At 70.8% G+C, this 25,681-nt stretch carries 23 protein-coding genes; 11 read left to right on the top strand and 12 right to left on the bottom strand.

Annotated features, from left to right (window positions below; translation table 11 throughout):
* Window positions 1-37: 37 nt before the first annotated feature.
* Window positions 38-691, bottom strand: coding sequence for a tRNA (adenosine(37)-N6)-threonylcarbamoyltransferase complex dimerization subunit type 1 TsaB (gene tsaB / locus ACIQNG_RS01555; protein ID WP_401436781.1), 654 nt, complete (start codon window positions 689-691; stop codon window positions 38-40).
* A gap of 105 nt (window positions 692-796) precedes the next feature.
* Here tsaB and ACIQNG_RS01550 point away from each other — a divergent pair, with 105 nt between their 5' ends.
* Entirely contained in the window at window positions 797-1,342 is a 546-nt protein-coding gene (locus tag ACIQNG_RS01550; protein WP_401436779.1) for a hypothetical protein, read from the top strand.
* A gap of 233 nt (window positions 1,343-1,575) precedes the next feature.
* Window positions 1,576-1,752 (top strand): hypothetical protein, encoded by a 177-nt coding sequence (locus ACIQNG_RS01545; protein WP_401436776.1) that lies wholly within the window; start codon window positions 1,576-1,578, stop codon window positions 1,750-1,752.
* 139 nt (window positions 1,753-1,891) lie between these two features.
* On the opposite strand, the gene tsaE is transcribed toward ACIQNG_RS01545, so the two are convergent.
* The 6 genes from tsaE to glmS form a co-directional block, all read right to left on the bottom strand.
* Window positions 1,892-2,470: a tRNA (adenosine(37)-N6)-threonylcarbamoyltransferase complex ATPase subunit type 1 TsaE gene (gene tsaE / locus ACIQNG_RS01540; protein WP_401482145.1), complete on the bottom strand. Its 579-nt coding sequence runs from the start codon at window positions 2,468-2,470 to the stop codon at window positions 1,892-1,894.
* Window positions 2,442-3,638, bottom strand: coding sequence for an alpha/beta fold hydrolase (locus tag ACIQNG_RS01535; protein WP_401482142.1), 1,197 nt, complete (start codon window positions 3,636-3,638; stop codon window positions 2,442-2,444). The genes tsaE and ACIQNG_RS01535 overlap by 29 nt, the downstream gene beginning before the upstream one ends.
* Entirely contained in the window at window positions 3,635-4,831 is a 1,197-nt protein-coding gene (gene alr / locus ACIQNG_RS01530) for an alanine racemase (protein WP_401482140.1), read from the bottom strand. Before alr ends, ACIQNG_RS01535 begins: the two co-directional genes overlap by 4 nt.
* A 329-nt stretch (window positions 4,832-5,160) precedes the next feature.
* On the bottom strand, window positions 5,161-6,603 hold the full coding sequence (locus ACIQNG_RS01525) for an NAD(P)H-hydrate dehydratase (RefSeq protein ID WP_401482138.1): 1,443 nt from the start codon (window positions 6,601-6,603) through the stop codon (window positions 5,161-5,163).
* Between the two features lie 128 nt (window positions 6,604-6,731).
* The gene (locus tag ACIQNG_RS01520) at window positions 6,732-7,103 is read right to left on the bottom strand and encodes a holo-ACP synthase (RefSeq protein WP_401436765.1); all 372 of its coding nucleotides are present in this window, start codon (window positions 7,101-7,103) and stop codon (window positions 6,732-6,734) included.
* Between the two features lie 49 nt (window positions 7,104-7,152).
* A complete protein-coding gene (glmS, locus tag ACIQNG_RS01515) occupies window positions 7,153-9,000 on the bottom strand; it encodes a glutamine--fructose-6-phosphate transaminase (isomerizing) (RefSeq protein ID WP_401436762.1) in 1,848 nt (615 codons plus the stop codon).
* A gap of 248 nt (window positions 9,001-9,248) precedes the next feature.
* Here glmS and coaA point away from each other — a divergent pair, with 248 nt between their 5' ends.
* A complete protein-coding gene (gene coaA / locus ACIQNG_RS01510) occupies window positions 9,249-10,217 on the top strand; it encodes a type I pantothenate kinase (protein ID WP_401436873.1) in 969 nt (322 codons plus the stop codon).
* 42 nt (window positions 10,218-10,259) lie between these two features.
* A complete protein-coding gene (locus ACIQNG_RS01505) occupies window positions 10,260-11,216 on the top strand; it encodes a DUF389 domain-containing protein (protein ID WP_401436760.1) in 957 nt (318 codons plus the stop codon).
* Window positions 11,217-11,973: 757 nt separating this feature from the next.
* On the opposite strand, the gene ACIQNG_RS01500 is transcribed toward ACIQNG_RS01505, so the two are convergent.
* Both ACIQNG_RS01500 and ACIQNG_RS01495 read right to left on the bottom strand, forming a co-directional pair.
* Entirely contained in the window at window positions 11,974-12,189 is a 216-nt protein-coding gene (locus ACIQNG_RS01500) for a DUF397 domain-containing protein (protein WP_401482135.1), read from the bottom strand.
* A complete protein-coding gene (locus ACIQNG_RS01495) occupies window positions 12,186-13,025 on the bottom strand; it encodes a helix-turn-helix domain-containing protein (protein ID WP_401482133.1) in 840 nt (279 codons plus the stop codon). The genes ACIQNG_RS01500 and ACIQNG_RS01495 overlap by 4 nt, the downstream gene beginning before the upstream one ends.
* 389 nt (window positions 13,026-13,414) lie before the next feature.
* Between ACIQNG_RS01495 and ACIQNG_RS01490 the strand changes: the two genes are divergently transcribed.
* Both ACIQNG_RS01490 and ACIQNG_RS01485 read left to right on the top strand, forming a co-directional pair.
* Window positions 13,415-13,882, top strand: a complete 468-nt coding sequence (locus ACIQNG_RS01490; RefSeq protein ID WP_401482131.1) for a hypothetical protein — start codon at window positions 13,415-13,417, stop codon at window positions 13,880-13,882.
* A gap of 925 nt (window positions 13,883-14,807) precedes the next feature.
* Window positions 14,808-15,404: a hypothetical protein gene (locus ACIQNG_RS01485; RefSeq protein ID WP_401482129.1), complete on the top strand. Its 597-nt coding sequence runs from the start codon at window positions 14,808-14,810 to the stop codon at window positions 15,402-15,404.
* Between the two features lie 810 nt (window positions 15,405-16,214).
* On the opposite strand, the gene glmM is transcribed toward ACIQNG_RS01485, so the two are convergent.
* The 3 genes from glmM to rplM form a co-directional block, all read right to left on the bottom strand.
* The gene (gene glmM, locus ACIQNG_RS01480) at window positions 16,215-17,573 is read right to left on the bottom strand and encodes a phosphoglucosamine mutase (protein WP_401436747.1); all 1,359 of its coding nucleotides are present in this window, start codon (window positions 17,571-17,573) and stop codon (window positions 16,215-16,217) included.
* A gap of 249 nt (window positions 17,574-17,822) precedes the next feature.
* Window positions 17,823-18,335 (bottom strand): 30S ribosomal protein S9, encoded by a 513-nt coding sequence (gene rpsI, locus ACIQNG_RS01475; RefSeq protein WP_401436744.1) that lies wholly within the window; start codon window positions 18,333-18,335, stop codon window positions 17,823-17,825.
* Window positions 18,336-18,377: 42 nt separating this feature from the next.
* Window positions 18,378-18,821, bottom strand: coding sequence for a 50S ribosomal protein L13 (rplM, locus tag ACIQNG_RS01470; RefSeq protein WP_401436742.1), 444 nt, complete (start codon window positions 18,819-18,821; stop codon window positions 18,378-18,380).
* 354 nt (window positions 18,822-19,175) lie between these two features.
* Between rplM and ACIQNG_RS01465 the strand changes: the two genes are divergently transcribed.
* The 5 genes from ACIQNG_RS01465 (at window position 19,176) to ACIQNG_RS01445 (ending at window position 25,650) form a co-directional block, all read left to right on the top strand.
* The gene (locus ACIQNG_RS01465) at window positions 19,176-20,066 is read left to right on the top strand and encodes a hypothetical protein (protein WP_401482126.1); all 891 of its coding nucleotides are present in this window, start codon (window positions 19,176-19,178) and stop codon (window positions 20,064-20,066) included.
* Between the two features lie 161 nt (window positions 20,067-20,227).
* Window positions 20,228-21,580 (top strand): glycosyl hydrolase, encoded by a 1,353-nt coding sequence (locus ACIQNG_RS01460; protein ID WP_401482124.1) that lies wholly within the window; start codon window positions 20,228-20,230, stop codon window positions 21,578-21,580.
* Between the two features lie 248 nt (window positions 21,581-21,828).
* Window positions 21,829-23,283, top strand: coding sequence for a glycosyltransferase family 2 protein (locus ACIQNG_RS01455; RefSeq protein ID WP_401482122.1), 1,455 nt, complete (start codon window positions 21,829-21,831; stop codon window positions 23,281-23,283).
* A gap of 22 nt (window positions 23,284-23,305) precedes the next feature.
* Window positions 23,306-24,529: a glycoside hydrolase family 113 gene (locus ACIQNG_RS01450; protein ID WP_401436731.1), complete on the top strand. Its 1,224-nt coding sequence runs from the start codon at window positions 23,306-23,308 to the stop codon at window positions 24,527-24,529.
* Window positions 24,530-24,549: 20 nt separating this feature from the next.
* On the top strand, window positions 24,550-25,650 hold the full coding sequence (locus tag ACIQNG_RS01445) for a sugar phosphate nucleotidyltransferase (protein ID WP_401482120.1): 1,101 nt from the start codon (window positions 24,550-24,552) through the stop codon (window positions 25,648-25,650).
* The last annotated feature ends 31 nt before the right edge of the window (window positions 25,651-25,681 follow it).

Here is a 25,681-nt window from a genome sequence, read left to right as displayed (position 1 = left end):
GACCCGGCCGTCGTCGTCACGTCCGTGATGGCTTCGGTCACTTCGGGGTGACCACCTTGTAGTTCTTGGGGACCTGGGCGTCCGGGCGGCGCAGATACATCGGCCGGGGCTCGGGCAGTTCCCCGCCCGCCGCGAGCCGCTCGGCCGCCAGCCGGGCCAGCGCGGCGGCGGAGACGTGCTCGGGCTCGTGCGCCCGCGGGAAGGTGTCCGGGTAGAGCAGCGCGCCCGCGCCGACCGCAGGCAGTCCCGCGACCCGCTCGGTGAGGTCGGCCGGGCGGTCCACGGCCGGTTCGGTGACCCGGGTGCGGGAGTCGTCGTAGCGCGCCCAGTAGACCTCTTTGCGGCGGGCGTCGGTCGCCACGACGAAGGGGCCCGGCAGATCGGCCGCGTACGCCAGGCCGTCCAGCGTGCACACCCCGTGCACGGGGACCCCGAGCGCGAGCCCGAAGGTGTCGGCGGTCATCAGCCCGACCCGCAGCCCGGTGTACGGGCCGGGACCGGTCCCTACGACGATCCCGGTGACGGCGTCGAGCCGTAGCCCGGCCTCGGCCAGCACCCGGTCCACGGCCGGGAGCAGCAGCTCGCCGTGGCGGCGGGCGTCGACCTGGGAGGTGGAGGCGACGACGTCCGTCCCGTCGTGCAGCGCGACGGTGACGGCGGGGGTGGCGGTATCCAGAGCGAGCAAGAGCACGCAAACAGCGTACGGCGCCGGGGCGCCCCTGTCGGACGTCCCGGCGGGACGGCCACCGACTGCTACGGTCGGCCGGAGGTACCGACTACGCAGAGGTGAGCGACGGTGGCAGGCAGCAGCGCGGTGATCGTGGTCGGGCTCACCACGGCGGCCCTCGCCACGGTCGGGGTCCTCACCTACCAGGCGTCCGCGACCGCCCCCGCCCGGCTGGCCGGCACCCAGGAGGCCGCCGCGAAGGCGCCGAAGGCCCCCCGTGACGAGCAGCACCCGACGGCGCTGCCGCACAGCAGCGGGCGGGGCGAGCGGGTGGTGTACTCGCTGGACGACGACCGGGTCTGGCTGGTCGCCACGGGCGACCGGGTCAAGCGCACGTTCCAGGTCACCCCCTCCACGGTCGACCCGGCACCGGGCACCTACACCGTCACCTCCCGGTCCAACAAGGCCACCGGTGCCGACGGCACCGCCATCGAGCATGTCGTCCGCTTCACCTCGGTCGACGGCACCGCCATCGGCTTCAGCGCGGCCGTCGACGGCTCCACCCGGCCCCCGAAGCCGGGGGTCAGGGCCGGGGGCATCCGGGAGACCCGTCAGGACGGCGACGCGATGTGGGCGTTCGCCACGATCGGCGCGCGGATCGTCGTCATCCGCTGAGGTCCCGCGGACAGCATCCGCAGAGGATCCAGGATCACCTACCGCCGAGGTCCCACGGACAGCATCCTCAGAGGATCCAGGGTCACCTACCGCCGAGGTCCCGCGGACCACTCCCTCCCCGCGCTCCCCACTCCGGTACCGGCCGGTGTCACGCCGCCCGGGAAGGCGGCGGGGCCGACCTCCTGACCGTGCCTTTCACCGGCCTGGACGCGGATGGGGGCGCAGGCGGGGGCGTGGAGATCAGGGCCGCCGCCGCGCACGACCCGAGCAGCTCACTCATGGACACGCCCGGCGCACCCGACGCGCCGCCGGGGACGGCCGACCGGTCCGGTGCGCCCGGTTCGCGTGACGCCCCCGTCGGCTCGTGCGGCTGCGGCGTGCTGGATGTGGCCGACATGGGCGCCTCCTGATGTTCGGGGGCGGGGGCAGTCAGGTACTTAGGTACACCTAACTACGCTCGGGATACCATGTGAACACGGGCGCGAGGGTGAACGCAATATTTTCCCGACGGAATGTCGGCACCCGGGGAGTGCGGGGCGGGCGGCCGGTTCAGTCCGACAACCCGCCGAGGTCGGCCGCCGCCCACCGCTCACCGACCCCGGTCAGCGTCACCCGCCGCACCTCGTCGCTGGTGTCCCCCACGGCCCGGTGGATCACGATGTGCAGCCGGTCGTCCGTCAGCTCCTCGACCTTGCCCTCGCCCCACTCCACGACGATCACGGAGTCCGGGAGCGAGACATCGAGGTCGAGGTCCTCCATCTCGTCCAGTCCGCCGCCGAGCCGGTAGGCGTCCACGTGGACCAGCGGCGGACCGTCCCCGAGCGGGGGATGCACCCGGGCGATCACAAAGGTCGGCGAGGTGACCGCGCCCCGCACCCCGAGGCCCTCGCCGAGCCCCCGGGTCAGTGTCGTCTTGCCCGCGCCCAGCTCCCCGGTCAGCATCACGAGGTCACCGGCGCGCAGCAGCCCGGCGAGCCGACGGCCCAGTTCCCGCATCTGCTCGGGGGACCGTACGACGATCCGCCCCAGGTCGGCCCGGCCCACCGGACCGGACACCCCGGAGGTGCCGGAAGGGTCGGCCGGGGTGCCGTGCGATACGTCAGCCTGGCTGCGCGGTGCTGCTTCCATAGCCACTTACGGTAGCCCCTGCCGGGACCGCCCCGACCCGGGTGAGCAGGTCCGCGAGCCGGTCGGTGACCACTTCGGGGTGCTCCAGCATCACCAGGTGCCCGGCGTCCGGGACCAGGACCAGCTCCGCGTCCGGCAGCCGGTCGGCGACGGCCTCGCTGTGCTCACTGGGGGTGACCAGATCCTTCACCCCGGCCAGCACCAGCACCGGGAGCCCGGTGAACCGCTCCAGCGCCTCGACCTTGTCGTGGTCGGTGAAGGCCGGGTAGAACTCGGCGACGACGTCGATCGGGGTGGCCTCGATCATCCGCTCGGCGAACCGGGCCACGGCCGGGTCCACGTCCCGCGACGCGAACGAGTACCGCTTGATGATCCCGGCGAAGAGATCGGCGGTGGCCCGCCGCCCCCGCTCGATCAGATCGGCCTGCTGCCCGAGCGCCCTGAGCACCCCCGGCAGCACCCGCCGCACCGCGTTGACGCCCGCGACCGGCAGCCCGAAGCTCACCTCGGCGAGCCGCCCGGAGGAGGTGCCGACGAGCGCGACGGCGACCACCCGGTCCCGGATCAGCTCGGGGAACTGGTCGGCCAGGGCCATCACCGTCATCCCGCCCATGGAGTGCCCGACCAGCACGATCGGCCCCTCCGGCACGGCGGCGTCGAGGACCGCCCGCAGATCCCGGCCGAGCTGGTCGATACTGACCGCCTCGTCCCGCTCGATCTGCGCGACGCCGCGCGCGGAGCGCCCGTGGCTGCGCTGGTCCCAGTGGACGGTACGGACGACACCGCGCAGGGCCGCGCGCTGGAAGTGCCAGGAGTCCTGGTTGAGGCAGTAGCCGTGGCTGAAGACGACGGTGACGGGCAGCGGCGCCTTGCGGCCGAAGAGCCGGCGGCGGCGCGGGGTGAGCGCCTCGGCGGGCTCGACCTCGTCCACCTCGTAGTACAGCTCGGTGCCGTCGTCGGCGTGGGCCCTGCCGGGGGTGCCGCGCAGCGAGCCGTAGGGACCGGCGGAGTCCAGCGCGAGCCGCGCCTTCTGGCGTATCCCGCGTCCGACGGTCATCCGCTCGATGGCGACCCCGGCCGCCGCGCCCGCCGCGAGCACTCCTATGGCGGCACCGGCGATCCCGGTGGCCTTGCGCCAGTTCGGCCCGCCGACCCCGCTGTCGCTCACGCACGCCCCCCATGGCCGCCGAGGGCCTGTTCCGGCAGGGCGTTCACATGGATCCGGGGCACCCGGCTCCCGATCCGGGTGACGATCTCGTACGCGATGGTCCCCGCGGCCCGTGCCCAGTCCTCGGCCGTGGGCTCACCGCCGTCGCCGGGTCCGAAGAGCACGGCCTCGGCGCCGGCCGGGGGTTCGTCGCCGCCGAGGTCGACCACGAACTGGTCCATGGCGATCCGCCCGGCGACGGTCCGCCACTTGCCCCCGACCAGGACGGGCCCGGTGCCGGAGGCGTGCCGGGGGATGCCGTCGGCGTATCCGACGGGGACGAGTCCGAGGGTGGTGTCCCCGGCGGTGACGTAGCGGTGCCCGTAGCTGACGCCGTGTCCGCCCGGGACGTGCTTCACCAGCGCGAGGGAGGCGGTCAGGGTCATCACCGGCCGCAGCCCCAGCTCCGCGGAGGTGCCGATCTCGGGACTGGGCGAGATGCCGTAGACCGCGATGCCGGTCCGCACGAGGTCGAAGTGGCTCTCGGGGAGGGTGAGCGTGGCGGGCGAGTTGGCGAGATGCCGGACCTCGGGCCGTACGCCCATGGCCTCGGCGCGGGCGACCATCTCGCGGAACCGGGTGAGCTGGGCGGTGATGGAGGGGTGGCCGGGTTCGTCGGCGCAGGCGAAGTGGGACCAGAGCCCGGTGACCCGGACGAGGCCCTCGGTCTCGGCGTGCAGTGCGGCGCCGACCAGCCGGTCCCAGTCGGCCCCCGGCTGGCAGCCGCTGCGCCCGAGCCCGGTGTCGGCCTTGAGGTGGATCCGGGCGACCCCGGCGCCCTCGCGGGCCGCGGCGACGACCTCCTCCAGCGCCCACATCCCGCTGACGGACACATCGAGATCGGCCTCGACGGCCTCCCGCCAGGGCCCGCCGGGGGTCCAGAGCCAGCACATGATCCGCCCCGGGATCCCGGCGGCCCGCAGCGCGAGCGCCTCCTCGGGCGTGGCGGTCCCCAGCCAATCGGCCCCGGCGTCCAGCGCGGCCCGCGCGCAGGGCACGGCCCCGTGTCCGTAGGCGTCCGATTTCACGACCGCCATGAGCTGCGCCGCAGGCGCGAGGGCCCGCAGCGTCCGCACATTGGCACGCAGCGCGCCGAGATCGATGACAGCGCGGGCCCGCATCGGACCACTGGGCAGGGCGTCAGTCTCAGTCATGGCAGTCATAGGGGGTCCAGTCTCTCAGAGGGGGTCAGGAAACCCGGGCCGATCCCCACCGACCCCCACCGACCCCTTCCGGCAGGACCGGCCCCCGCCCGCCGCCCCTGGCAGGACCGATCCTTGCCCGCCACCTCCCGCAGAACCGATCCTTGCCCGCCACCCCAGGCAGGACCGCTCCCTGCCCGCCACCCCCAGCAAGGCCGGCCTGTCCGTCACCCCCGGCAGGAACGATCCCGGCCCCTCACCCCGGCAGGAACGATCCCGGCCCCTCACCCCGGCAGAACCGACCCTCACCCCTCACCCCCGCCCGGCCCGCCCCCCTCGCGTCATCCCCGTACGTCCCGCCAGGCCCCCGGGATCGCCTCGGCCACGTCATGGGCGCCCGCGGGCGCCCCGTCCGCCGCGAATCTGCCCGCGAGGCCGTGCAGATAGGCGGCCACGCTGCCCGCGTCGAGAGCGGTGAGCCCGGCCGCCAGCAGCGACCCGGCGAGCCCCGACAGCACGTCCCCGCTCCCGGCGGTGGCCAGCCACCCGGTCCCCGTGGCGTTGACCCGTACGGCCCCGCCCCCGGGGTCCGCGACCAGGGTGGTGGACCCCTTGAGCAGCACGGTCGCGGCGTACCGCCCGGCGAGTTCCCGCACCGCCGCCAGCCGGGCCCCCTCGACCTCCTCGCGGTCGATGCCGAGCAGCGCGGCGGCCTCCCCGGCGTGCGGGGTCAGCAACGTCGGCGCGCCACGCCCCCGTACGGCGTCGGCGTCGGCCAGGCGCAGCCCGTCCGCGTCGATGAGCACGGGTACGTCGGCCGCCACCACCTCCGCGACCACGTCCGCGTCCTCCCCGGCCCCGGGTCCGACGACCCACGCCTGCACCCGCCCCGCGTGCGCGGGCCCGCGGTCGGACACCAGCGTCTCGGGGAAGCGGGCGATGACGGCCTCGGCGGCCGGTCCGACGTACCGCACCGCGCCCGCGCCGCCCCGCAGCGCGCCCGCGACCGCCAGCACGGCGGCGCCCGGATAGCGCGCGGACCCGGCGGCGACACCGACCACGCCCCGCCGGTACTTGTCGCTCTCGGCGCCGGGCCGGGGCAGCAGCCGCGCCACCTCCGCGTGCTGGAGCGCCTCCAGTTCGGGCTCGGGGGGCAGGACGTCCCCCAGCCCGATGTCGACGAGCCGCACGGATCCGGCGTACTCCCGCGCCGGATCGACGAGCAGCCCCGGCTTGTGCGTCCCGAAGGTGACGGTCAGATCGGCGCGGACGGCGGCGCCGCGCACCTCGCCGGTGTCGGCGTCGACCCCGCTGGGCAGATCGACGGCGACCACGGCGGCACCGGAGCGCCCGACGGCTTCGGCGAGCGGCACGGCCGGCCCCCGCAACCCGCCCTTCCCGCCGATGCCGACGATCCCGTCGAGCACGAGATCGGCCCGCCCGACCACCCCCGCGACGCCCTCGTCACCGGCGTGCACCGCCCGTCCCCCGGCCCGCAGCAGGGCGGTGAGCCCGCCTCCGTGCACCCGCTCGGGCGACAGCAGTACGGCGGTGACCCCGGCGCCCCGACGGGCCAGCCGCGCCCCGGCGTACAGGGCGTCACCCCCGTTGTCCCCGCTGCCGATCAGCAGCGCGACCCGGCTGCCGTACACCCGCCCCAGCAGCCCGGCGCAGGCGGCGGCCAGCCCGGCGGCGGCCCGCTGCATGAGGGCCCCTTCGGGGACCCGCGCCATCAACTCCCGCTCGGCGGCCCTGACGCTCTCCACGCTGTACGCAGTACGCATGACGCCGAGTCTCCCGCGAACGCCGCCGCGCCGCACGGGCTGGGACGGGAGGCGGGGACGGGGGCCGGGGGACGAGGGCCGGGGGACGGGGGACGGGGGACGGAGGCCGGGGGACGGAGCCCGGTGACTCACCCCTCGGCGACGACCACCGCGGAGGCCACCCCGGCATCGTGGCTGAGGGACACGTGCCACGACCTGACCCCGAGCAGGGCGGCGCGCGCGGCGACGGTCCCGGAGACCCTCAGCCGGGGCTGCCCGCTCTCCTCGACGTAGACCTCGGCGTCGGTCCAGTGCAGTCCGGCGGGCGCCCCGAGCGCCTTGGCCAGGGCCTCCTTCGCGGCGAACCGCGCGGCGAGCGAGGCGACTCCACGCCGCTCCCCGCTGGGCAGCAGCAGTTCACGCTCCAGGAACAGCCGCTGTGCCAGCCCGGGCGTCCGCTCCAGGGACACCGCGAACCGGTCGATCTCCGCCACGTCGATCCCGACCCCGATGATGCTCACCCGGGCACTCTACGACCGCCCCGCCCCGACCCGGCCCACCCCGCCCCGGCTACTCCACCGTCACCGACTTCGCCAGGTTCCGCGGCTGGTCCACCTCGTTGCCGCGGGCCGTGGCCAGTTCGCACGCGAAGACCTGGAGCGGCACCGTCGCGACGAGGGGCTGGAGCAGCACCGGGGTGACCGGGACACGGATCAGGTGGTCGGCGTACGGGACCACCGCCTCGTCGCCCTCCTCCGCGATGACGATGGTCCGCGCACCCCGCGCGCGGATCTCCTGGATGTTGGAGACGATCTTGTCGTGGAGGACGGAGCGGCCCCGGGGCGACGGCACCACCACGACCACCGGCACATCCGCCTCGATCAGCGCGATCGGACCGTGCTTCAGCTCGCCCGCGGCGAACCCCTCGGCATGCATGTAGGCAAGTTCCTTGAGCTTCAACGCCCCCTCCAGGGCCACCGGGTAGCCCACATGCCGCCCCAGGAACAGCACGGTGTTCTTGTCGGCGAGCGTGCGCGCCAGTTCCCGCACCGGCTCCATGGTCTCCAGGACCCGTTCCACCGACCCCGTGATCCGTGACAGATCCCGGATCACGTCCCCCACCTCGTCGCCCCATTTGGTGCCCCGCACCTGCCCCAGGTACAGCGCCACCAGGTAGCACGCCACCAACTGCGTCAGGAACGCCTTGGTCGACGCCACCGCCACCTCCGGCCCGGCGTGGGTGTACAGCACGGCGTCGGACTCCCGGGGAATCGTGGAGCCGTTCGTGTTGCAGATGGCGAGCACCTTGGACCCCTGTTCCCGGGCGTGCCGTACCGCCATCAGCGTGTCCATCGTCTCGCCGGACTGGGAGATGGCGACGACGAGCGACCGCGGATCCAGGATCGGGTCCCGGTAGCGGAACTCACTCGCCAGTTCCACCTCGCACGGGATCCGCGTCCAGTGCTCGATGGCGTACTTCGCGATCAGCCCGGCGTGGAAGGCGGTCCCGCACGCGACGATGACCACCTTGTCGACGTCCCGCAGTTCCGCCGCCGGGATCCGCACCTCGTCCAGGGTCAGCGAGCCCTCCGCGTCGATCCGCCCCAGCAGGGTGTCGGCGACCGCCTTCGGCTGCTCGGCGATCTCCTTGAGCATGAAGTAGTCGTATCCGCCCTTCTCCGCGGCGGACGCGTCCCAGTCGACGTGGTACGACCGCACCTGCCCGGGCCGGCCGTCGAACCCGGTGACCGTCACCCCGTCCCGGCGCAGTTCCACCACCTGGTCCTGCCCCAGCTCGACCGCCGACCGGGTGTGGGCGATGAAGGCCGCCACGTCGGAGGCCAGGAACGCCTCGCCGTCCCCCACCCCCACCACCAGCGGCGAGTTCCGCCGCGCGCCCACGACCACGTCCGGCGCGTCCGCGTGCACGGCGACCAGGGTGAACGCCCCCTCCAGCCGGCGGCACACGGACCGCATCGCCTCCGCGAGATCCGCGCGGGAGGAGAACTCCTCGGCCAGCAGATGCGCGACGACCTCGGTGTCCGTCTCGGACGTCAGATCGTGTCCCCGCCCGGCCAGTTCCGCACGCAGCGCGGCGAAGTTCTCGATGATGCCGTTGTGCACGACAGCCACCCGCCCGGCGTTGTCGAGGTGCGGGTGCGCGTTCACATCGGTCGGCGCGCCGTGCGTGGCCCACCGGGTGTGCCCGACGCCGGTCGTCCCGGCCGGCAGCGGACGCTCGGCCAGTTCCTTCTCCAGATTGACGAGTTTCCCGGCCTTCTTCGCCCCCGCCAGACCGCCGTCCGCGAGCACGGCGAACCCCGCCGAGTCATATCCCCGGTACTCCAGCCGTTTCAGACCGGCCATCACCACATCGAGCGCCGGCTGCGACCCCACATATCCCACAATTCCGCACATACCCGGCAGCCTACGACTCCCACCCCACCCCAAAAGCCCACACCGTGCCCGAAATCAGAAATTCCCACGGTGGTACGAACGCCCGCCCGTGCCACCCCCACCATCCCACCGCCACCGCCCCCTCCACTCGCTCCCCACTCGCCCCCCACTCGCCCGCCCCGCCCCCACCGGCACGGGCGTGACGCATCCCACCCGGCCCCCCGTTCAAACTCCCGTAACAATGAACCGTGATCTCTCCGATCTCCCCGATGCCCAGGAGCGCCCACCGGCACCGCCCGGAGGCGACTCCCTACGTCGACCTCACCCGCGCGGAGTGGAGCGCCCTGCGCGACAAGACACCGCTCTCGCTCAACGCCGAGGAGGTCGAGAAGCTGCGCGGTCTGGGCGATGTGATCGACCTGGACGAGGTGCGGGACATCTACCTCCCGCTCTCCCGGCTGCTCAACCTCTACGTCGGCGCCACCGACGGCCTGCGCAGCGCCCTCAACACCTTCCTCGGCGAGCAGGGCTCCCAGTCCGGCACCCCCTTCGTGATAGGGGTCGCCGGATCGGTCGCCGTGGGGAAGTCGACCGTCGCCCGCCTGCTCCAGGCCCTGCTCTCGCGCTGGCCGGAGCACCCGCGTGTCGAGCTGGTCACCACGGACGGGTTCCTGCTGCCGACCAAGGAGCTGGAGGAGCGCGGCCTGCTGACCCGCAAGGGCTTCCCGGAGTCCTACGACCGCCGTGCCCTCACCCGCTTCGTCGCCGACATCAAGGCCGGCAAGAGCGAGGTCACCGCCCCCGTCTACTCCCACCTCAAGTACGACATCGTCCCCGGCCGCCAGCTCGTCGTACGCCGTCCGGACATCCTGATCGTCGAGGGACTGAACGTCCTCCAGCCCGCCCTGCCCGGCAAGGACGGCCGCACCCGCGTCGGCCTCGCCGACTACTTCGACTTCAGCCTGTACGTCGACGCCCGCCCCGAGGACATCGAGCGCTGGTACCTCGACCGCTTCAAGAAACTGCGCGCGACCGCCTTCCAGAACCCGTCCTCGTATTTCCGCAAGTACACCCAGGTCTCCGAGGAGGAGGCCCTGGACTACGCCCGCACCACCTGGCGCACCATCAACAAGCCCAATCTGATGGAGAACGTGGCCCCCACCCGGGGCCGCGCCACCCTCATCCTGCGCAAGGGCCCGGACCACAAGGTGCAGCGCCTCAGCCTGCGCAAGCTGTGAGGGACGGGCGGGCGGCCCGGTGAAGCCTGTTAAAAAGGCGTCATGCTCCTGCATCTGCGCCTGATCACCCCGGCCGACCGGACCGACGACGTGGTCCGGCTGATCGAGTCCACCGTCGGCGCCACCCATCTGGTGGTGATGCCGGGCGCGGCCCGCAATCCGCGCGGCGATGTCGTCCTGTGCGACGTGGCTCGCGAGGCGGGCGACGAACTCCTCAGCGCGCTCCAGGGGCTGGGCATCGAGGACACCGGCTCGATCGCCGTCGAGAACATCGACCTGTCGCTGTCCCGGCGGGCCGTCAAGGCCGAGGCGGAGGCGCCGGGCGAGGCGGCGGACGCGGTCCTGTGGGAGCACCTCACCGACGCCACGCACGAGGAGTCGACGCTCTCCGTCACCTACCTCGCCTTCATCACCCTGGCCACGATGATCGCGGCCTGCGGTGTGGTGCTGGACAACGCGATCCTGATCGTGGGCGCGATGGCGGTGGGCCCGGAGTTCGGCCCGCTGGCCGGTATCTCCACCTCGGTCGTCCAGCGTCAGCCCCGGTTGGCCGCCCGCTCCCTGATCGCCCTTCTGGTGGGCTTCGCGGTGGCGATAACGGTGACGGTGGGCTTCAGCCTCTTCATGGACGCCGTGGGCCTGTTCACCAAGGAGCAACTGGAGGGCGAGCGGCCACAGACCGGGTTCGTGTACGCGCCCGACTGGTTCTCGTTCGTCGTGGCGGTCCTGGCCGGCGCCGCGGGCACCCTCTCCCTGACCTCGGCCAAGTCGGGGGCACTGGTCGGCGTGGCCATCTCCGTCACCACGATCCCGGCCGCCGCCAACGCTGCCGTCGCCTTCGCCTACGGCGACCCGGGCCAGACCTGGGGCAGCACGGAACAGCTCCTCCTCAACCTGCTGGGCATCGTCCTGGCCGGCACCCTGACCCTGGCAGCCCAGAAATGGGCCTGGTCAAAAACCCGCCGCAACGTCAGAACGCCCTGGCGCCAACGCCGCTGAACGGGGCGCGGGAAACTGCGCGCACAACACCCTGGCACCAACGCCGCCGAAAGGGCCGGTGTCCACCGTTCACAGCGGACGCATACCGCTCCGGACGGCTCGGGGGCGTCGTGGGACACGGCTGCTCTGTACCGGTCGGCGGTCATGCTGCCCGCGCAGTGCTCGGGGAAGCACGAATCACGGCGTGCCGCGACCTGACGGTGGCGCTGGAGACGCAGGCGGGAATCGTGGCTCGTTTACTCAGGGGAATGACGGAATATGCCGGGTTCCGCATTTTGGCCCGGTGCCGTAGGACGGGAGGGCTCGCCGGCTGGTTCGAGTGGGTGCGGCAGGGCTCCGGAATCCTCATCCCGCGGGACGACCCATGGACCGGATGCGCGCACGGCATCCACGTGCCCACCCGGACGATGCTCCTCGCAGCGTGACCATGGAGAGCATCGCGACGACGGCGGAGCGCTGCCTCATCGCGGGGCCTACCGGACCGAACGGGAAGCGAAGGCGACCATGCACCAACTCGCGGGGGTCCTGGTCCGGTGCGGAGTCACGAACCGGTACGGGATCAGCGTGGAGACGCCGCTCGGGTCACGTATGTGGGCCGTGTACCCGACCGACCGCGCCCCCGCCGAGGGGTCTCCGGACGCGTGGGAGCGAGCCCTGATGAGCCTTGCGCTCTCGGGCTGAAAGTGAAGGGGAGCCCCGCCGAGCCGGAGAATTGGACTCGGCGGGGCTCCCCTTGATCACGTGCTGAACCAGGCGGTCAGACGGTGTCGAACGATCCGCCCTTGACCCCCGACACGAACGCGGTGAACGCGTCGGCGGGGAGGCTCAGCATGGGGCCGCTCGGGGTCTTGGAGTCACGGACGGGAACGAAGCCAGTTGCGGACGCGTAGGCGGGGGCCCATTCGACGCACTGACCACCATTGCCGCTATAGCTCGATTTGCTCCAATTGAGAAGATCAGACGTGGTCGTCACGGAATGCCCTTTCGTACCTGGTGAATCACTTCCACCGATGTCGCCTGTGGAAGTGCGTACTTCTGCAATTGATAGTAGGCGGAGAGCGTGGGCTCTACGCGCTGGCTGTCTCGCTCAAGGTGGCCCCGGTGCGCGCTCTCGGCATACGACATGACGACCCGGTCCGGCAACGTCAGAATCGTTACGGGCAGGTTGAACGGCCGTCGCTCTCCCATGGTGAATGGAGCCACCTGAAGGATGGTGTTGGGCTGCTCTGCGATCGCCAGGAGCTGGTCAAGCTGTCGTCGCATGATCTCGGCACTTCCTACTTGCCGACGGATGCAGCTTTCATCCAGCACCGCATGCACCGCTGGGAGGGGGTTTCGGCTGATCGCTGCCTGACGGTTGGCGACGGTGGTCACTCGCTCCTCCGCCTGCTCGGCTGTGATCGCTCCTCTTGTGACGCTGTGGTTCTCGATCACTGCTGCGTACTCAAGGGTTTGGAACAGGCCCGGAATCACGCCTACCTCGTACAGCCTGATTTCAGCTGCTCGCCCCTCGTAGCTGATGAACTTTGGGAAGCCTTCCAGGAGTGCACCGTGCTTCATGTGGAACCACTGGCCCTCGAATGACTCATCGGTGCCTGCGAGTTCTAACACCGCATCGAGTCGACGACAGAAGGGCAAAGTTGCAATCTTGAGCGCAGTTTCAACGTGTGAGATCTGTGTAGGTGAGTAGCCCATCCGTTCTGCTAGCTGCCGCTGGGACCACCCGCGTCCCTCACGCTCTTGCCGTAGTCGTGCTCCTAGGGCCGCCTGCAAGCTGGCATCCGGATCAAGTTCCTTGCGGTACACCATGTTGACCGCCTCAACTTTGTTTGCCGAATCTCCTAGTTGAACAGCTCTTCAGCCTAGGCCACTCTGACATCTCCCGGTAGTCAAGGCACTACGGAGAGGTACGGCTATGTCCGGTGAGAACGTAGCGAAGGATCACCCGGCATCCCAACTCAGCGTGGGAGAGCTGGTGTTCGACACCGCGAGGAAGGAACTCGCGGTCCTCATGGACACCGGCGGAACCTGGGGAGATGGCCGCTACTCGCTCCGTCCGCCCCGGGGCGGTATCGAGTGGCACGCCTCGCGGTCGGATGTCCGGCCGGCGACCGTGGCGGACCGGATTCGGCCCGCCCTTGCCGAGGTGAACGAACGTAGTAGCGGGGGCGCCCCGTGAGCATCGTGGGGGTGACGACGTGACCGCGCCACACGCCTACTGGGCGGAGATCACCGCCGAGGGACCCGTCTACGGGCGGTGCCAGAACGTGCGCGTGACGCTGGGCCGGTTCAGGTCCCCGTTCATCAAACCGGCCCTCGGATGGGCAGCCAGGCGTGCGCTGCACATCGCCGAACGGCTCGACCCCGCCCCCGGGGTGCCCTGGTGCCCCGCACCGGCACTACGCCCCGCTCCCGACGCACTGGCCGCCGAGGGCGACGTACCGACCCGCTTACGCCAGTGGGCCGCATCCGAAACCGAACAACTCGACGCGTACCGGCAGTTGCGCGGCGGGGACCCGTGGGCCCTGATCATCGCCGACCACAGCGGGATCTACTCGTTCACCGTCTGGCCGGTGAACACCCGCACGGCCCCGCACCCGCCGCTCCCGACCCTACGCGGACGGCACCGGAAGCGGTTGGCCGAGCTGGTGCACGCCCCGCCCTGAGACCGGTCCGCCCATCCGTACAAGGGACAGCGACGGAGGGGGCGGACCACCCACCCCCATCAGCAACCGCCCCGCGAAGCAGCGCGACAACCGCTGCGGAGAATCTCGCGAGGGCGGCAGGGGCGACGCTGCACATGTCCTCGCCCCCGGCCCCGGTCAGCCCCACCCCATCCGGGGCGACCGGGGCCGAACCCCCGGAGACACCATGACCTTCACCTCTCTCGTCACCGACCGCCCCGGGCCGCCCGACCCCGCCCGATGTGCGTGGTGCCGAGCCCTGCAAGCACACATGCACGACCGAGCGGCAGCGGGCGACATGCAAGCCGTCGCCCGCACCAGGGACCTCCGCACGCTGCACGAGAACCAGGCACACGAAGGGACACCAAGGCGTCGCCCGGTCTCCGGCACCCCCTGAAACTCCGCCCCCTGCCCTGACCGAATCGCTTCCCCACGTGATCGGCAGGGGGCGGGCACAACGCCCGGTCGGCTGAGGATCGGCAGCCGACCGGGTTCCACCCCTCCAAACAGGAGTGACATGACCCGCCTGTCAGACAAAAGGCAAGCAGCACGGGAGCGCGTCATAGCGTCCCGGGACGCTGTGATCTCCGCCTACCGCGACGGTGGATCATCCCTACGCACGCTGGCGCGTGACTACGACGTAGCTCCCGACTGGCTACGGGGTCGGCTCATCGCATGGGTTGTCCCGCTACGGTCCCGCCAGGAATCCGCACATGCCGCATGGGAGAGGAAGCGCATGGGCGACAGCCCGAAGGCCACCACCAGGCGGACGTGATCGTGCTCCGTCGTGACAACGGCGTGCCCCGAGCGGCATGACCCGCTGACCCCGCCCCCCGCCGGACGGACGTCACTGACCCGGCGGGGGGCGGTTCCAGAAAGGCACACACCCGAGTAAGGAGAGTGGAAAGTGACCGCAACCCTTGTTCGCCCCGCCCCGGAAGTGGTGGCGGAGCGTGCCCGAGAGATTCACACTGCCTTGACCGGTGACCCCGAAATCGGGCGCCTTGAGAGGGCGGTATCCCAGTACACCTCTGACTGGGATGACTTCTACGGGTACCCGGTCATCATCGAGTACGACGCCGTCGCCGACGCACCGGGCCTGTTCACCGAGGCGATTCGAGCCATGGCCATCAAGTCGGCGGTATGGGACCTCACCGGGGGCGACGAACAGGCATCGGAACTCCCGCTGTCCGTACCGGTGGACACCATGACGCACGCCATGATGGCGCAGTTCTCCCTCCTGACGCGCATGATGCAGCGTCACAGCATTCAGTTCGTGCACATGACGGACATGGAGCAGGGGGCCGCCGCATGGGACCACGGCGACTACACCCACCAGGTGTACCGCGCTGCGTTCGGCCCGGCCAATGACCGGTACTGGATCGGTGCGGACGAGACCGAGCGTCGGCGCACGGTGCTCGATGGGGTCTACGGCGGGATCGGTGTCACCGAGCGCGGGAAGCGCGTTTCCATCCCGCTCGGCGTAGGCGACTCCACCAGCTAGGCGCAGCAGTCGGCGCGGACGGTACCGGGTCCGGTTCCACGGGAAGCGGGGGCGGGGGCGGGGCGAGCCTGTCAGGGTCTAGCCCCACCTTGTGAGGGTGGACGCACGCGGGTGTGCCGTCCGCGGCGTACCGGTATCCGTCCGCCGGATTGAACGGCGCAGCACGGGTCGGACGGTCGTAGACCACGAACCCGCACCGGGGCAGCCGTTTTGCAGGACAGATACCGCACGCCGAATGGTCAATATCGTCCGCGCCGACAAAAGGTACGTCCATGAATCTGAGCCTAGCCCTGTGGGTCGGCTCAGGAACTCGCGTTCCGCCCTGCGCACCGCGCGGACCGGAGCGAGCACAGACCCCCCTCGGCCGCCCCGGATACGGGTGGTGAGTAGGGGATGAGAGGGTGTTTCCGACCGGTGCCGTCTGTCCGGGGCACTGGTCATTGATGACGCTCGAATGCTGAGCGTGCGCTCTCCCTCACGGACGATCTTGGACTTCCTGAGCAGTAGGTCTACCTGGGGGCGACTGTGGCACGTGCACACACCCGCGCTTGAAGTGTTCTCCATGCCGACTGTAGGGACCGAAGAATTCCGGTGGGCGCGCTCGGGAAGTACGGCGGTAGTCATGGCTACCCCTTCTGACCTGCGGGTTCGGCCCGTGCCGGGTAGTTCCCAGGGTGTTGGAACTACCTACGCGCCCGGCCCCCCACCGGGGGAGAGCCCGCGACACACCACAGCCCCACCCCGAACCCGGCCCCACCCGAACACAGCCCGACCCCCACCCCGCCCACACCCCGACCCCGCCCCCAACCCCTACCCCAGCGCGGACTTCACCACGTCGGCCAACCGCCCCGCCACAGCCCGAGCCTGCTCGATGTCCTCGGCCTCCACCATCACCCGCACCAGCGGCTCCGTACCGGAGGGCCGCAGTAGCACCCGCCCCGTCGCCCCCAGCTCCCGCTCCGCCTCGGCGACGGCCGCCGCGAGATCCCCGGAGGACCGCACCCGGGACCTGTCGACGTCCGGCACATTGATCAGCACCTGCGGCAGCCGCTCCATCACCTGGGCCAGCTCCCGCAGCGCCACCCCGCTCTGCGCCACCCGCGCCGCCAGCATCAGCCCGGTCAGGGTGCCGTCACCGGTCGTGGCGTGGTCGAGGATGATCACATGGCCGGACTGCTCGCCGCCGAGCGCGAAACCGTTCTGCTTCATCTCCTCCAGGACGTACCGGTCGCCCACCCCGGTCTGCACCACCTGGATGCCCTCGCGTTCCATGGCCAGCTTGAAGCCCAGGTTGGACATGACGGTCGCGACGACGGTGTCGGACCGCAGCGCGCCGCGCTCCCGCAGGGCCAGCGCCAGCACGGCGAGGATCTGGTCGCCGTCGATCTCCGCACCCGTGTGGTCCACGGCGAGGCAGCGGTCGGCGTCCCCGTCGTGCGCGATGCCCAGATCGGCCCCGTGTTCGATCACGGCGGCCATGAGCTGACCCAGATGCGTGGATCCGCATCCGTCGTTGATGTTCAGTCCGTCCGGCTCGGCACCGATGGTGATGACCTCGGCCCCGGCCCGCGAGAACGCCTCGGGCGAGACCCGCGCCGCGGCGCCGTGCGCCTCGTCCAGGACGATCTTCAGCCCGTCGAGCCGGTTCGGCAGGACGCCGATGAGATGGGCGACGTACTGGTCGAAGCCCTCGACGTACTCGCGCACCCGGCCCACGCCCGCTCCGGTCGGCCGGTCCCAGGGCGCTCCGGTGCGGTGCTCCTCGTAGACGGACTCGATACGGCCCTCGATGTCGTCGGGCAGTTTGTGCCCGCCGCGGGCGAAGAACTTGACGCCGTTGTCCGGCATCGCGTTGTGGCTGGCGGAGAGCATGACCCCGAGGTCGGCGCCGAGCGCCCCGGTGAGATACGCCACGGCCGGAGTCGGCAGCACACCCACCCGCAGGACGTCCACGCCCGCGCTGGCGAGACCGGCGACCACGGCGGCCTCCAGGAACTCCCCGGACGCGCGTGGGTCCCGCCCGACCACCGCGGTGGCCCGGTGGCCGGCGAAGGTGCCCGCCTCGGCCAGTACGTGGGCCGCCGCGACCGACAGTCCGAGTGTCATCTCGGCCGTCAGATCCGCGTTGGCGACGCCGCGCACGCCGTCCGTGCCGAAGAGTCGTCCCACTTGTCCTCCTGAAGGAAGCGTCCGTACCGGAAGCCCGTGCCCGTGCCGGTGCGTCCGCACACGTGACTCCCACGTCCCAGGCATGGCGATGCCTGGCCAACCCATCTCACAAGCCCATCACACAAGCCGTCACACAAGCATCTGAGCGTCTTGTGCCGTTATACGCCTGCGTTCGCAAGAAAACGAACGCCCCGGCGGCACACTGGCGTGCCGTCGGGGCGTTCGGAGTACGAGCAGACAGCCCGCGGCTTAGCGCTTGCTGTACTGCGGAGCCTTGCGGGCCTTCTTCAGACCGGCCTTCTTCCGCTCGACCGCGCGGTCGTCGCGGCGCAGGAAGCCGGCCTTCTTCAGGGGACCGCGGTTGTTGTCGACGTCGGCCTCGTTCAGGGCGCGGGCGACACCGAGGCGCAGCGCGCCGGCCTGGCCGGAGACACCGCCACCGGCGATGCGGGCGACCACGTCGTAGCGGCCTTCCAGTTCGAGCACCTTGAAGGGCTCGTTGACTTCCTGCTGGTGCACCTTGTTGGGGAAGTAGTCCTCAAGGGTGCGACCGTTGATCTTCCACTTGCCGGTGCCCGGGACGATCCGGACGCGGGCGATGGCGTTCTTGCGGCGGCCCAGGCCGGCGGCGGGCTGGGGCTCACCGAACTGCGAGGCGAGGGACTCGGAGGTGTACTCACCCTCCACCGGGACCTCGGTCTCGGTGGTGTAGCTGTCGATGTCAAGCTCTTCGAGCGGCTGCTCGGCAGTGGTCTCGGCCACGATGCTCCTCAGATTCTGTTCAGTCTTAGGGGGTGGCCGGACTTACTGCGCGACCTGGGTGATCTCGAACGGAACCGGCTGCTGGGCAGCGTGGGGGTGGTTCTCGCCTCGGTAGACCTTCAGCTTGGTGAGCATCTGACGGCCCAGGGTGTTCTTGGGGAGCATGCCCTTGACAGCCTTCTCGACGGCTTTCTCGGGGTTCTTCTCCAGCAGCTCGTCGTAGCGGACGGAGCGCAGACCACCCGGGTAGCCGGAATGGCGGTACGCCATCTTCTGGGTCCGCTTGTTGCCGGACAGGTGCACCTTGTCCGCGTTGATGATGATGACGAAGTCACCAGCGTCGACGTGGGGGGCGTAGATCGGCTTGTGCTTGCCACGGAGAAGGGTCGCTGCGGTGGTGGCGAGACGACCCAGGACGACGTCCTGAGCGTCGATGACGTGCCACTGGCGCGTCACATCGCCGGGCTTGGGGCTGTACGTACGCACGGTTCGTAGCCTTCGCTTCGAGTGAATGGTCCTGAACAGGTTCACCGAAAACGATCACGACAGCCTGGACCGCACGGCGGCGACGCATACCGCGTAGTGGGGTCGCTGGTCATCGGCCCGGTGGACCGGTGTAAGGGCCCGTCCCGTGAGAATGAGCAAGCCAATACACAACGAACAAGCAGCTTACCTGCGGCGCCAAGACCGGTCAAAACGAGGGGCGCCACACGCCCCCGGGCAGGGACGTCACACCGTGCGTCCGTTCACTCACCCACCGCGAGCCCCTCGAACACCACGGCCCCCAGGGCTCGTTGGGACGGCCCCGGCCCGACGGCGGGCCCGTCTAAGATGCGGCCCATGAGCTACGGGCAGCAGGGGGGATCCCCCTCCCAGTGGGACCCCTGGAAACCGCATTCGCAGCAGCCCTGGAACGACGGCACCGACGGTACCGACGGCACCCCGGACTGGGCGGCCCTCGCCGAGGCGTCCGAGGCGCGCAACAAGCGGCGCCGGCTGCTGTTCATCGGCGGCGGCGCACTCGCCACCCTCGCGATCGGCGCCGCGGTGGCGGTGGCCGTCGTGTCCGCGAACAGCGACGGCCCGGAGGCGAAGCGCGGCCCTCAGCTGCCCTCGACCGCCGACATCCCGAGCGGCTCGGGACCGGCCCCGTCCTTCGAGCCGACCAGCGCCCCGCCGCCGCTGGACCCGAAGGACTTCGTCTCCAGCAAGGACAAGGACAAGGCGCCGCTCAGCGTGGAGGGCCTGTTCCCCGGCACCCAGCTGACCATGGGCGACAACGTCTACAAGAAGGGTCCCACGGCCGACACCCGCGACTGCGCCTCGGCCGCCCAGGGCACCTTGCCCAAGGTGCTGAACGATCACGACTGCACCCGGCTGATGCGGGTCTCCTACACCAAGGACGGGGTCGCGGTCACCGTAGGTGTCGCCGTCTTCGACACCGAGTCACAGGCGACCAGGGCCAAGAAGCAGGCGGACAAGGACAGCATCGTCAGCGCGCTGTCCGGCGGCGGGGTCAAGCAGTTCTGCAACGCCGCGGTCTGCCGCTCCACGACCAATTCCTACGGCCGGTACGCCTACTTCACCGTGGCCGGTTTCACCGACGGCAAGGACGTGACCCCCAAGAGCACGGCGGCCTTCACCACCGGTGACGACCTGGCCGAGTTCAGCTTCCGCCAGATCCGCCGCCGCGGCGAGGCCCAGGCATCCGCGGAGGCGGCGGCCGACTAGCCCCCACGCCCCCCTGGCCCCTGGCCCCTTCGACCCCCACGCCCCCCTGGCCCCCGCCACCCCTCCGGCCCCCAAGGCCCCCGGCCCCCTCCGCGCCCCGCCCCCTCCCCCCGAGTGACAATCTCCACAGCACAGATCGTCCGGAGGGGGACAGAACCGTCATGCGTATGCGAGGCCGGGTCGGGTTGCTGGGAGCCGCCGTGGGTGCCGCCGCGCTCGCGCCGCTGGCGGTGTGGGCCTGGCCCGAGGACGGCCCCGAGCCTCCCGACGCCCCCGCTCTCGTCCCCACCGACCTGCGCGCACGCGATCCCAAGGCCACCGCGGAGGCCCGGCGGGTCTACGCGATGCTGGCCGGGGAGGAGAACGCCGCCCGGCGCGGCCGGCCGAGCCGGACGGTGATCGGGCAGCACGTGGAGCTGCACAACGAGCGGTACAACGCGCGCTACGGCGATGTCCCGGGGACGAAGCAGCCGGGCTACTACTACCGCAAGGTGCGGGACATCACGGGCCGGCTGCCCGGTTTCGTGGAGCTGGACCTCGGCCCCGGCTACGACCAGCCGGGCTGGGCGGTGGGCGCGGCCCGCTCCTACTCCCGCGCCTGGCCGGCCTGCGGCCGCAAGTGGGGGTACACCGACGACGCCGTGGACCTGGCGCTCGGGGTGTGGGCGGGGCTGCCCCGCGAGGACGACGGCTCGTACCGGCCCTCCGGCGCTCACCATGAGTGCGCGTCGGGCCGCGAGGTGCGACTGCCGGAGAACGGGGGCCGGCCGGCGGGTCTGGTCGGCTTCTCCTTCCACCAGCCCTACCCGGGCAGCCCGGTCAAGGGCTTCCGGCGGACCCTGCACCGCCACTCCCCCGGCGCCGACGACGACGGCTGGTTCGAGCGGGTCGTCACCGCGGGCAGCTCCGAGCACCAGTCGCTCCTGCTGGACCTCGCCTTCCTCGCCGACCATCTGGGCTACCTCGCCGACCAGGGCGTACCCGTGCTGCTGCGGCCGTACCACGAGATGAACACCGCGCCGGGCCGTGGCTTCTGGTGGGCGGGACAGGAGCCGGCCCTGTTCCACCGGCTGTGGCGGCTGACGTACGACTTCCTGGTGCACCGGCGCGGGCTGCACAACCTGATCTTCGTGTGGGCGCCGAACGCCTGGGACGGCGATTACGGCCGCGAGCCGCGCGCCTACTACCCGGGCGGGCGCTATGTGGACGTCGTGGGCGTCGACGACTACAGCGACACCCCGGCCCGTCCGTTCGGCGGCGCCCCCTGGACCGGCGTCTGGTACCGGGGCCTGGAGCGCTACCGCCGCCCCCGGATCGTCGCGGAGTCCTTCCACGTCCCGCTCAACGCGGACCAGCCCCGCACCCTGACCGAAACGCCCTGGGTCCTGTGGACACTGTGGGGACAGTCACTCTCGTACGAGAACGTCTCCGATCCACAGCGGAAAAACACCGCTGAGGACGTGAAACGGACCTACTACTCTTCCCGTGTGGTCACATCACAAGCCGTCAATTGATTAATTTTCGAGCACAAGTCGTCCACAACCGTTTCATGAACAACCTTCACGTGCGAGTATCGTGCTTCTGTTCGGTCTGAGCCATTAGGCGCCCGGGGGGGCTTCTGCGTGGGAATGGACCGAGTGCGCCCATGGAAGGCGTTGGGGGGCAGGGAACCCATGTGAGTGCGCCATGGCACGACCGTGCCATGGCCGAGATCTGTCGCTGCCTCAACGCACCACCGATCTCAGGGGAGTTCCACAGTCACATGGCATCGTCACTGGTCAACGGGGGAGTGCCGCAGCAGTCGCGATCCAACCAGAAGCTGGCCAAGCGCACTGCTGCGTGGAGGCCGGGGATCCTGTCGTTCCTCATCCCGCTGGTGCTGCTGCTGTTCTTCAGCCTCTGGTCGTACCGGCCGACGGACTCACCGCTCGCCTGGCTGATCACCATCTGCTGGGCACTGCCCGTCCCCGGCGTCCTGGTCTCGGTCCAGGGCTTCATGCTGATCCGGCGGCGGCAGCGCAAGGCCCATCTGATGACCCCGCCCGCCCCGGTCGAGCAGGACTTCCTGATCACCCTCGTCCCGACCATCGGCCGGCACGACACCTACCCCGCGCTGAAGCGCTCCGTCCTGTCGTACGTGGAACACCTCCCGGAGTGGTTCCCGTACATGCGGGTCGACGTGCTCACCGAGGAGGGCTGCGAGGCCGCCGCCGAGATCGACGCGCTGGCCGCCGGCCACCCCCTGATCCGCGTGGTCACCGTGCCCAAGGCGTACGAGACCCCGAACGGCACCCGCTTCAAGGCCCGCGCCAACAACTACGCCCATGAGCTGCGCATCGAGGAGGGCGAGGCGCTGGAGAACGTATGGGTGCTGCACATGGACGACGACACCGGCGTCGGCCCCGACACCTCCGCCTCCCTCGCCCAGTTCATCAACCGCCAGCGCCGGGCCACGCCCGACGAGGTCAAGCACATGGCGCAGGGCATCCTGACCTACCCGCGCGAGAACGCGGTCAGCATGTTCACCTGGTTCGCCGACGCCATCCGCCCGGCGGACGACATCGCCCGCTTCCGCGCCTTCACCGGCCTCGGCACCCCGGCCGCCGGTGTCCACGGCGAACTGCTGGTGATCCGCGCCTCCATCGAGGCCGAGATCGGCTGGGACTTCGGCCCCAAGGAGATCGTCGAGGACGCCCGGCTCGCCCTCACCTTCTGCCGTCTCTACCCGGGCCGCAGCGACTGGTTCAACGGCCGCTGCTACGGCGCCTCCCCGGCGAACATGAAGGACTTCGTCAAGCAGCGCGAACGCTGGGCCTGGGGCCTGGTCGCGCTCTGCTTCAACCGCAAGGTCCCCTTCCGCTACCGCTGGTTCATGACCGTGTGTGTGACCAGCTGGATCCTCGGACCGCTCCAGCACATCGGCGCGATCCTGCTCGCGGCCTGGCTGATCAACGACATGAACACCTCACCGGTGACCCAGTCCGTGGTCGTGCTCTGGTCGATCAGCTTCGCCTATGTGATCTGGGCGTACTGGGAAGGGCTGCGGCTCAACGCGATCGCCTCGATGAACGGCCGGCGCAAGTGGTGGGAGCCCATCGCGGTCCTCGCCCTGCTGCCGCTGTTCTCCCTCCTGGAAGGACTCGGCGGCTTCAGGGGCCTGCTGAAGTTCATCCGCCGCGAGGAGAACAAGTTCGTCGTCATCGCCAAGCCTGCCTGACCCGGAAGAAGCCGTCAGCCTCATGAGTCGTACCCGTTTGCCTCTGCTCTCCGTGCTGCCCGTCAGCGTGGTCACGGCCGTGATCGCCGTCCCGTTCGTCCTCGGCGACCACCCGCTGCGCTGGGAATCGGGCTCGGTCCTGCCGAGCCTGGTCACCGACGACCGGACCACCGCCCCCGGCGGCGGCTCCGACGACGACCCCGCCGGGCCCGCGGCCCCCGACACCGTCCAGGCCAAGGTCGCCGAGGAGTGGAAGGAGGGCATGCCGCAGTGGGGCGTCCAGCTCTACTGGGAGGACAACGCCGACCACGACCAGGCGTACGTGGACAAGCAGGCCCGGATCCACGCCGACTACCTGGTCGGACTGCACGCCAACTCGGTCAGCGTGAGCTTCCCCTTCCTCACCGGCGGCCGTACCTCCACGGAGATCAGCGCCAGCGAGAAGACCCCCACCCCGGAGCGGCTCGCCTCGGTCCTGGAGATCTTCCACGAGGCCGGACTGCGCACCACCGTCCGCCCCCTGCTGGACGAGGCGTCCCTCGATGTGCCGGGCGGTGACTGGCGCGGCAACATCGAACCGTCCGACCGGGACGCCTGGTTCACCTCCTACGAGAAGTTCCTGACCCCCTATCTGAAGTCGGCCGACGGGGAGAAGGCGGCCGGCTTCGTCATCGGCACCGAGCTGAACTCCATGGAGGGCGACGAGCACTGGGACGGGGTCGTCGACCGCGCAGAAACGATCTTCTCCGGTGAAGTGGCCTACGACGCCAACTGGGACGCCTATGTGCAGGGACCGGTCTCGATGCCGGTCACCAGCCTCGGCATCGACGCCTACTTCCCCGTCAAGGTGGACGACGACGCCTCCGTACAGACCCTGGTCGACGGCTGGAACAAGTGGCTGGACAAGAAGGCCACCGGCCCCCTCCCCAAGATCACCATCGCCGAGGCGGGCATCGGCGCCATGGACGGCGCCTACCGGGCCCCCGGCGACTTCTACACCAAGCGGGACGTCAACCCCGAGGTGCAGGCGAACTGGTACACCGCCGTCTGCCAGGTGGTCCAGGAGCGCCGGATGTCCGGCGTGTACTGGTGGTCGATCTACTTCGACGACGACCCCAACACCAAGCCCGACGACAAGGTCGCCTCCCGGCTCGACTTCGCCGGACGCCCCCTGACCGAGAAGGCCATCAAGTCCTGCTTCTCGTCCGACTACGCCGGACCCGGGACCGACGACACCTCCAGCTGACCGAGCGAGGGAACACATCCATGCAAGAAGCCATCATTCTGGTGGGCGGCAAGGGAACCCGGCTGCGGCCCCTGACCAACCACACCCCCAAGCCCCTGCTGAGCGTCGCGGGCTCGTCCTTCATCCGGCACCAGATCGCCAAGCTGATGGACGCCGGGGTCGAGCACGTGGTGTTCGCCACCTCGTACCTCGCGGCCCTCTTCGAGGAGGAGTTCAAGAACTTCTCCCCCGACCTGACCCTGTCCTACGCCGTCGAACAGGTACCGCTCGGCACCGGCGGCGCCATCCGCAACGCCGGACGCCTGCTGCGCGGCGACGACCCGGACGCGCCCGTACTGATCCTGAACGGCGACATCCTCTCCGGCGTCGACCTGCGCGGCATCCTCGACGCCCACCGCAGCCGGGACGCGGACGTCACCCTGCATCTGACCCGGGTCCCCGACCCGCGCGCCTTCGGCCTGGTGCCCACCGACGACGACGGCCGGGTGCTCTCCTTCCTGGAGAAGCCCAAGACACCCGAGGAATGCGTCACCGACCAGGTCAACGCCGGTTGCTACGTCTTCCGCCGCTCGGTTCTCGACGCCATCCCCGCCGACCGCGAGGTCTCCGTCGAACAGGAGACCTTCCCCCGCCTGGTCGCCGACGGCAGCCGGGTCCACGGCCACACCACCGAGGAGTACTGGCGCGACCTCGGCACCCCGCTCGCCTTCGTGCACGGCTCCGCCGACCTGGTCACCGGCACCGCGACCTCCCCGCTCGTGGGCCCGCCCGCCCAGGCGCTGATCCACCCCAGCGCCGTGGTCGACCCGACCGCCCTGGTCACCGGCGGCTCCACCATCGGTCCCGGCGCCGAGATCGGCCCGCACGTGGTGATCGACCGCTCGATCATCGGCGGCGACGTCCGTGTGGCCGAGGGCGCCCGGATCCATGAGTCGGTCGTGGACCACGACTCCACCATCGGCGGCGGATCCCTGCTCCGCGAGGTCGTCGTGGGCTGCCACGCCCACATCGGCGCGGACAACGAACTCCCCGCCCAGCTCCGCCTCGCCTGCGGCATCCGCATCCCCGCCCAGGGAGTACGGGTCAGCGGCACGGCCGCCGCCTGCGCCACCGTCCACTGACACCACCCACCGCCGCGACCCCACCGGAGCG

Source organism: Streptomyces sp. NPDC091377 (assembly GCF_044757045.1).
Classification (GTDB): domain Bacteria; phylum Actinomycetota; class Actinomycetes; order Streptomycetales; family Streptomycetaceae; genus Streptomyces.
Note: the sequence above shows the minus strand (reverse complement) of the source record. Positions and strands in the feature narration are given on the sequence as shown.

Excerpts from the sequence above, each read along its gene's own strand:
- tsaE (WP_401482145.1), bottom strand. The coding sequence starts at position 2,470 with ATGGAAGCAGCACCGCGCAGCCAGGCTGACGTATCGCACGGCACCCCG.
- alr (WP_401482140.1), bottom strand. The coding sequence starts at position 4,831 with ATGACTGAGACTGACGCCCTGCCCAGTGGTCCGATGCGGGCCCGCGCT.
- ACIQNG_RS01525 (WP_401482138.1), bottom strand. The coding sequence starts at position 6,603 with ATGCGTACTGCGTACAGCGTGGAGAGCGTCAGGGCCGCCGAGCGGGAG.
- glmS (WP_401436762.1), bottom strand. The coding sequence starts at position 9,000 with ATGTGCGGAATTGTGGGATATGTGGGGTCGCAGCCGGCGCTCGATGTG.
- coaA (WP_401436873.1), top strand. The coding sequence starts at position 9,249 with ATGCCCAGGAGCGCCCACCGGCACCGCCCGGAGGCGACTCCCTACGTC.
- ACIQNG_RS01505 (WP_401436760.1), top strand. The coding sequence starts at position 10,260 with ATGCTCCTGCATCTGCGCCTGATCACCCCGGCCGACCGGACCGACGAC.
- ACIQNG_RS01495 (WP_401482133.1), bottom strand. The coding sequence starts at position 13,025 with ATGGTGTACCGCAAGGAACTTGATCCGGATGCCAGCTTGCAGGCGGCC.
- ACIQNG_RS01465 (WP_401482126.1), top strand. The coding sequence starts at position 19,176 with ATGAGCTACGGGCAGCAGGGGGGATCCCCCTCCCAGTGGGACCCCTGG.
- ACIQNG_RS01460 (WP_401482124.1), top strand. The coding sequence starts at position 20,228 with ATGCGTATGCGAGGCCGGGTCGGGTTGCTGGGAGCCGCCGTGGGTGCC.
- ACIQNG_RS01455 (WP_401482122.1), top strand. The coding sequence starts at position 21,829 with ATGGCATCGTCACTGGTCAACGGGGGAGTGCCGCAGCAGTCGCGATCC.
- ACIQNG_RS01450 (WP_401436731.1), top strand. The coding sequence starts at position 23,306 with ATGAGTCGTACCCGTTTGCCTCTGCTCTCCGTGCTGCCCGTCAGCGTG.
- ACIQNG_RS01445 (WP_401482120.1), top strand. The coding sequence starts at position 24,550 with ATGCAAGAAGCCATCATTCTGGTGGGCGGCAAGGGAACCCGGCTGCGG.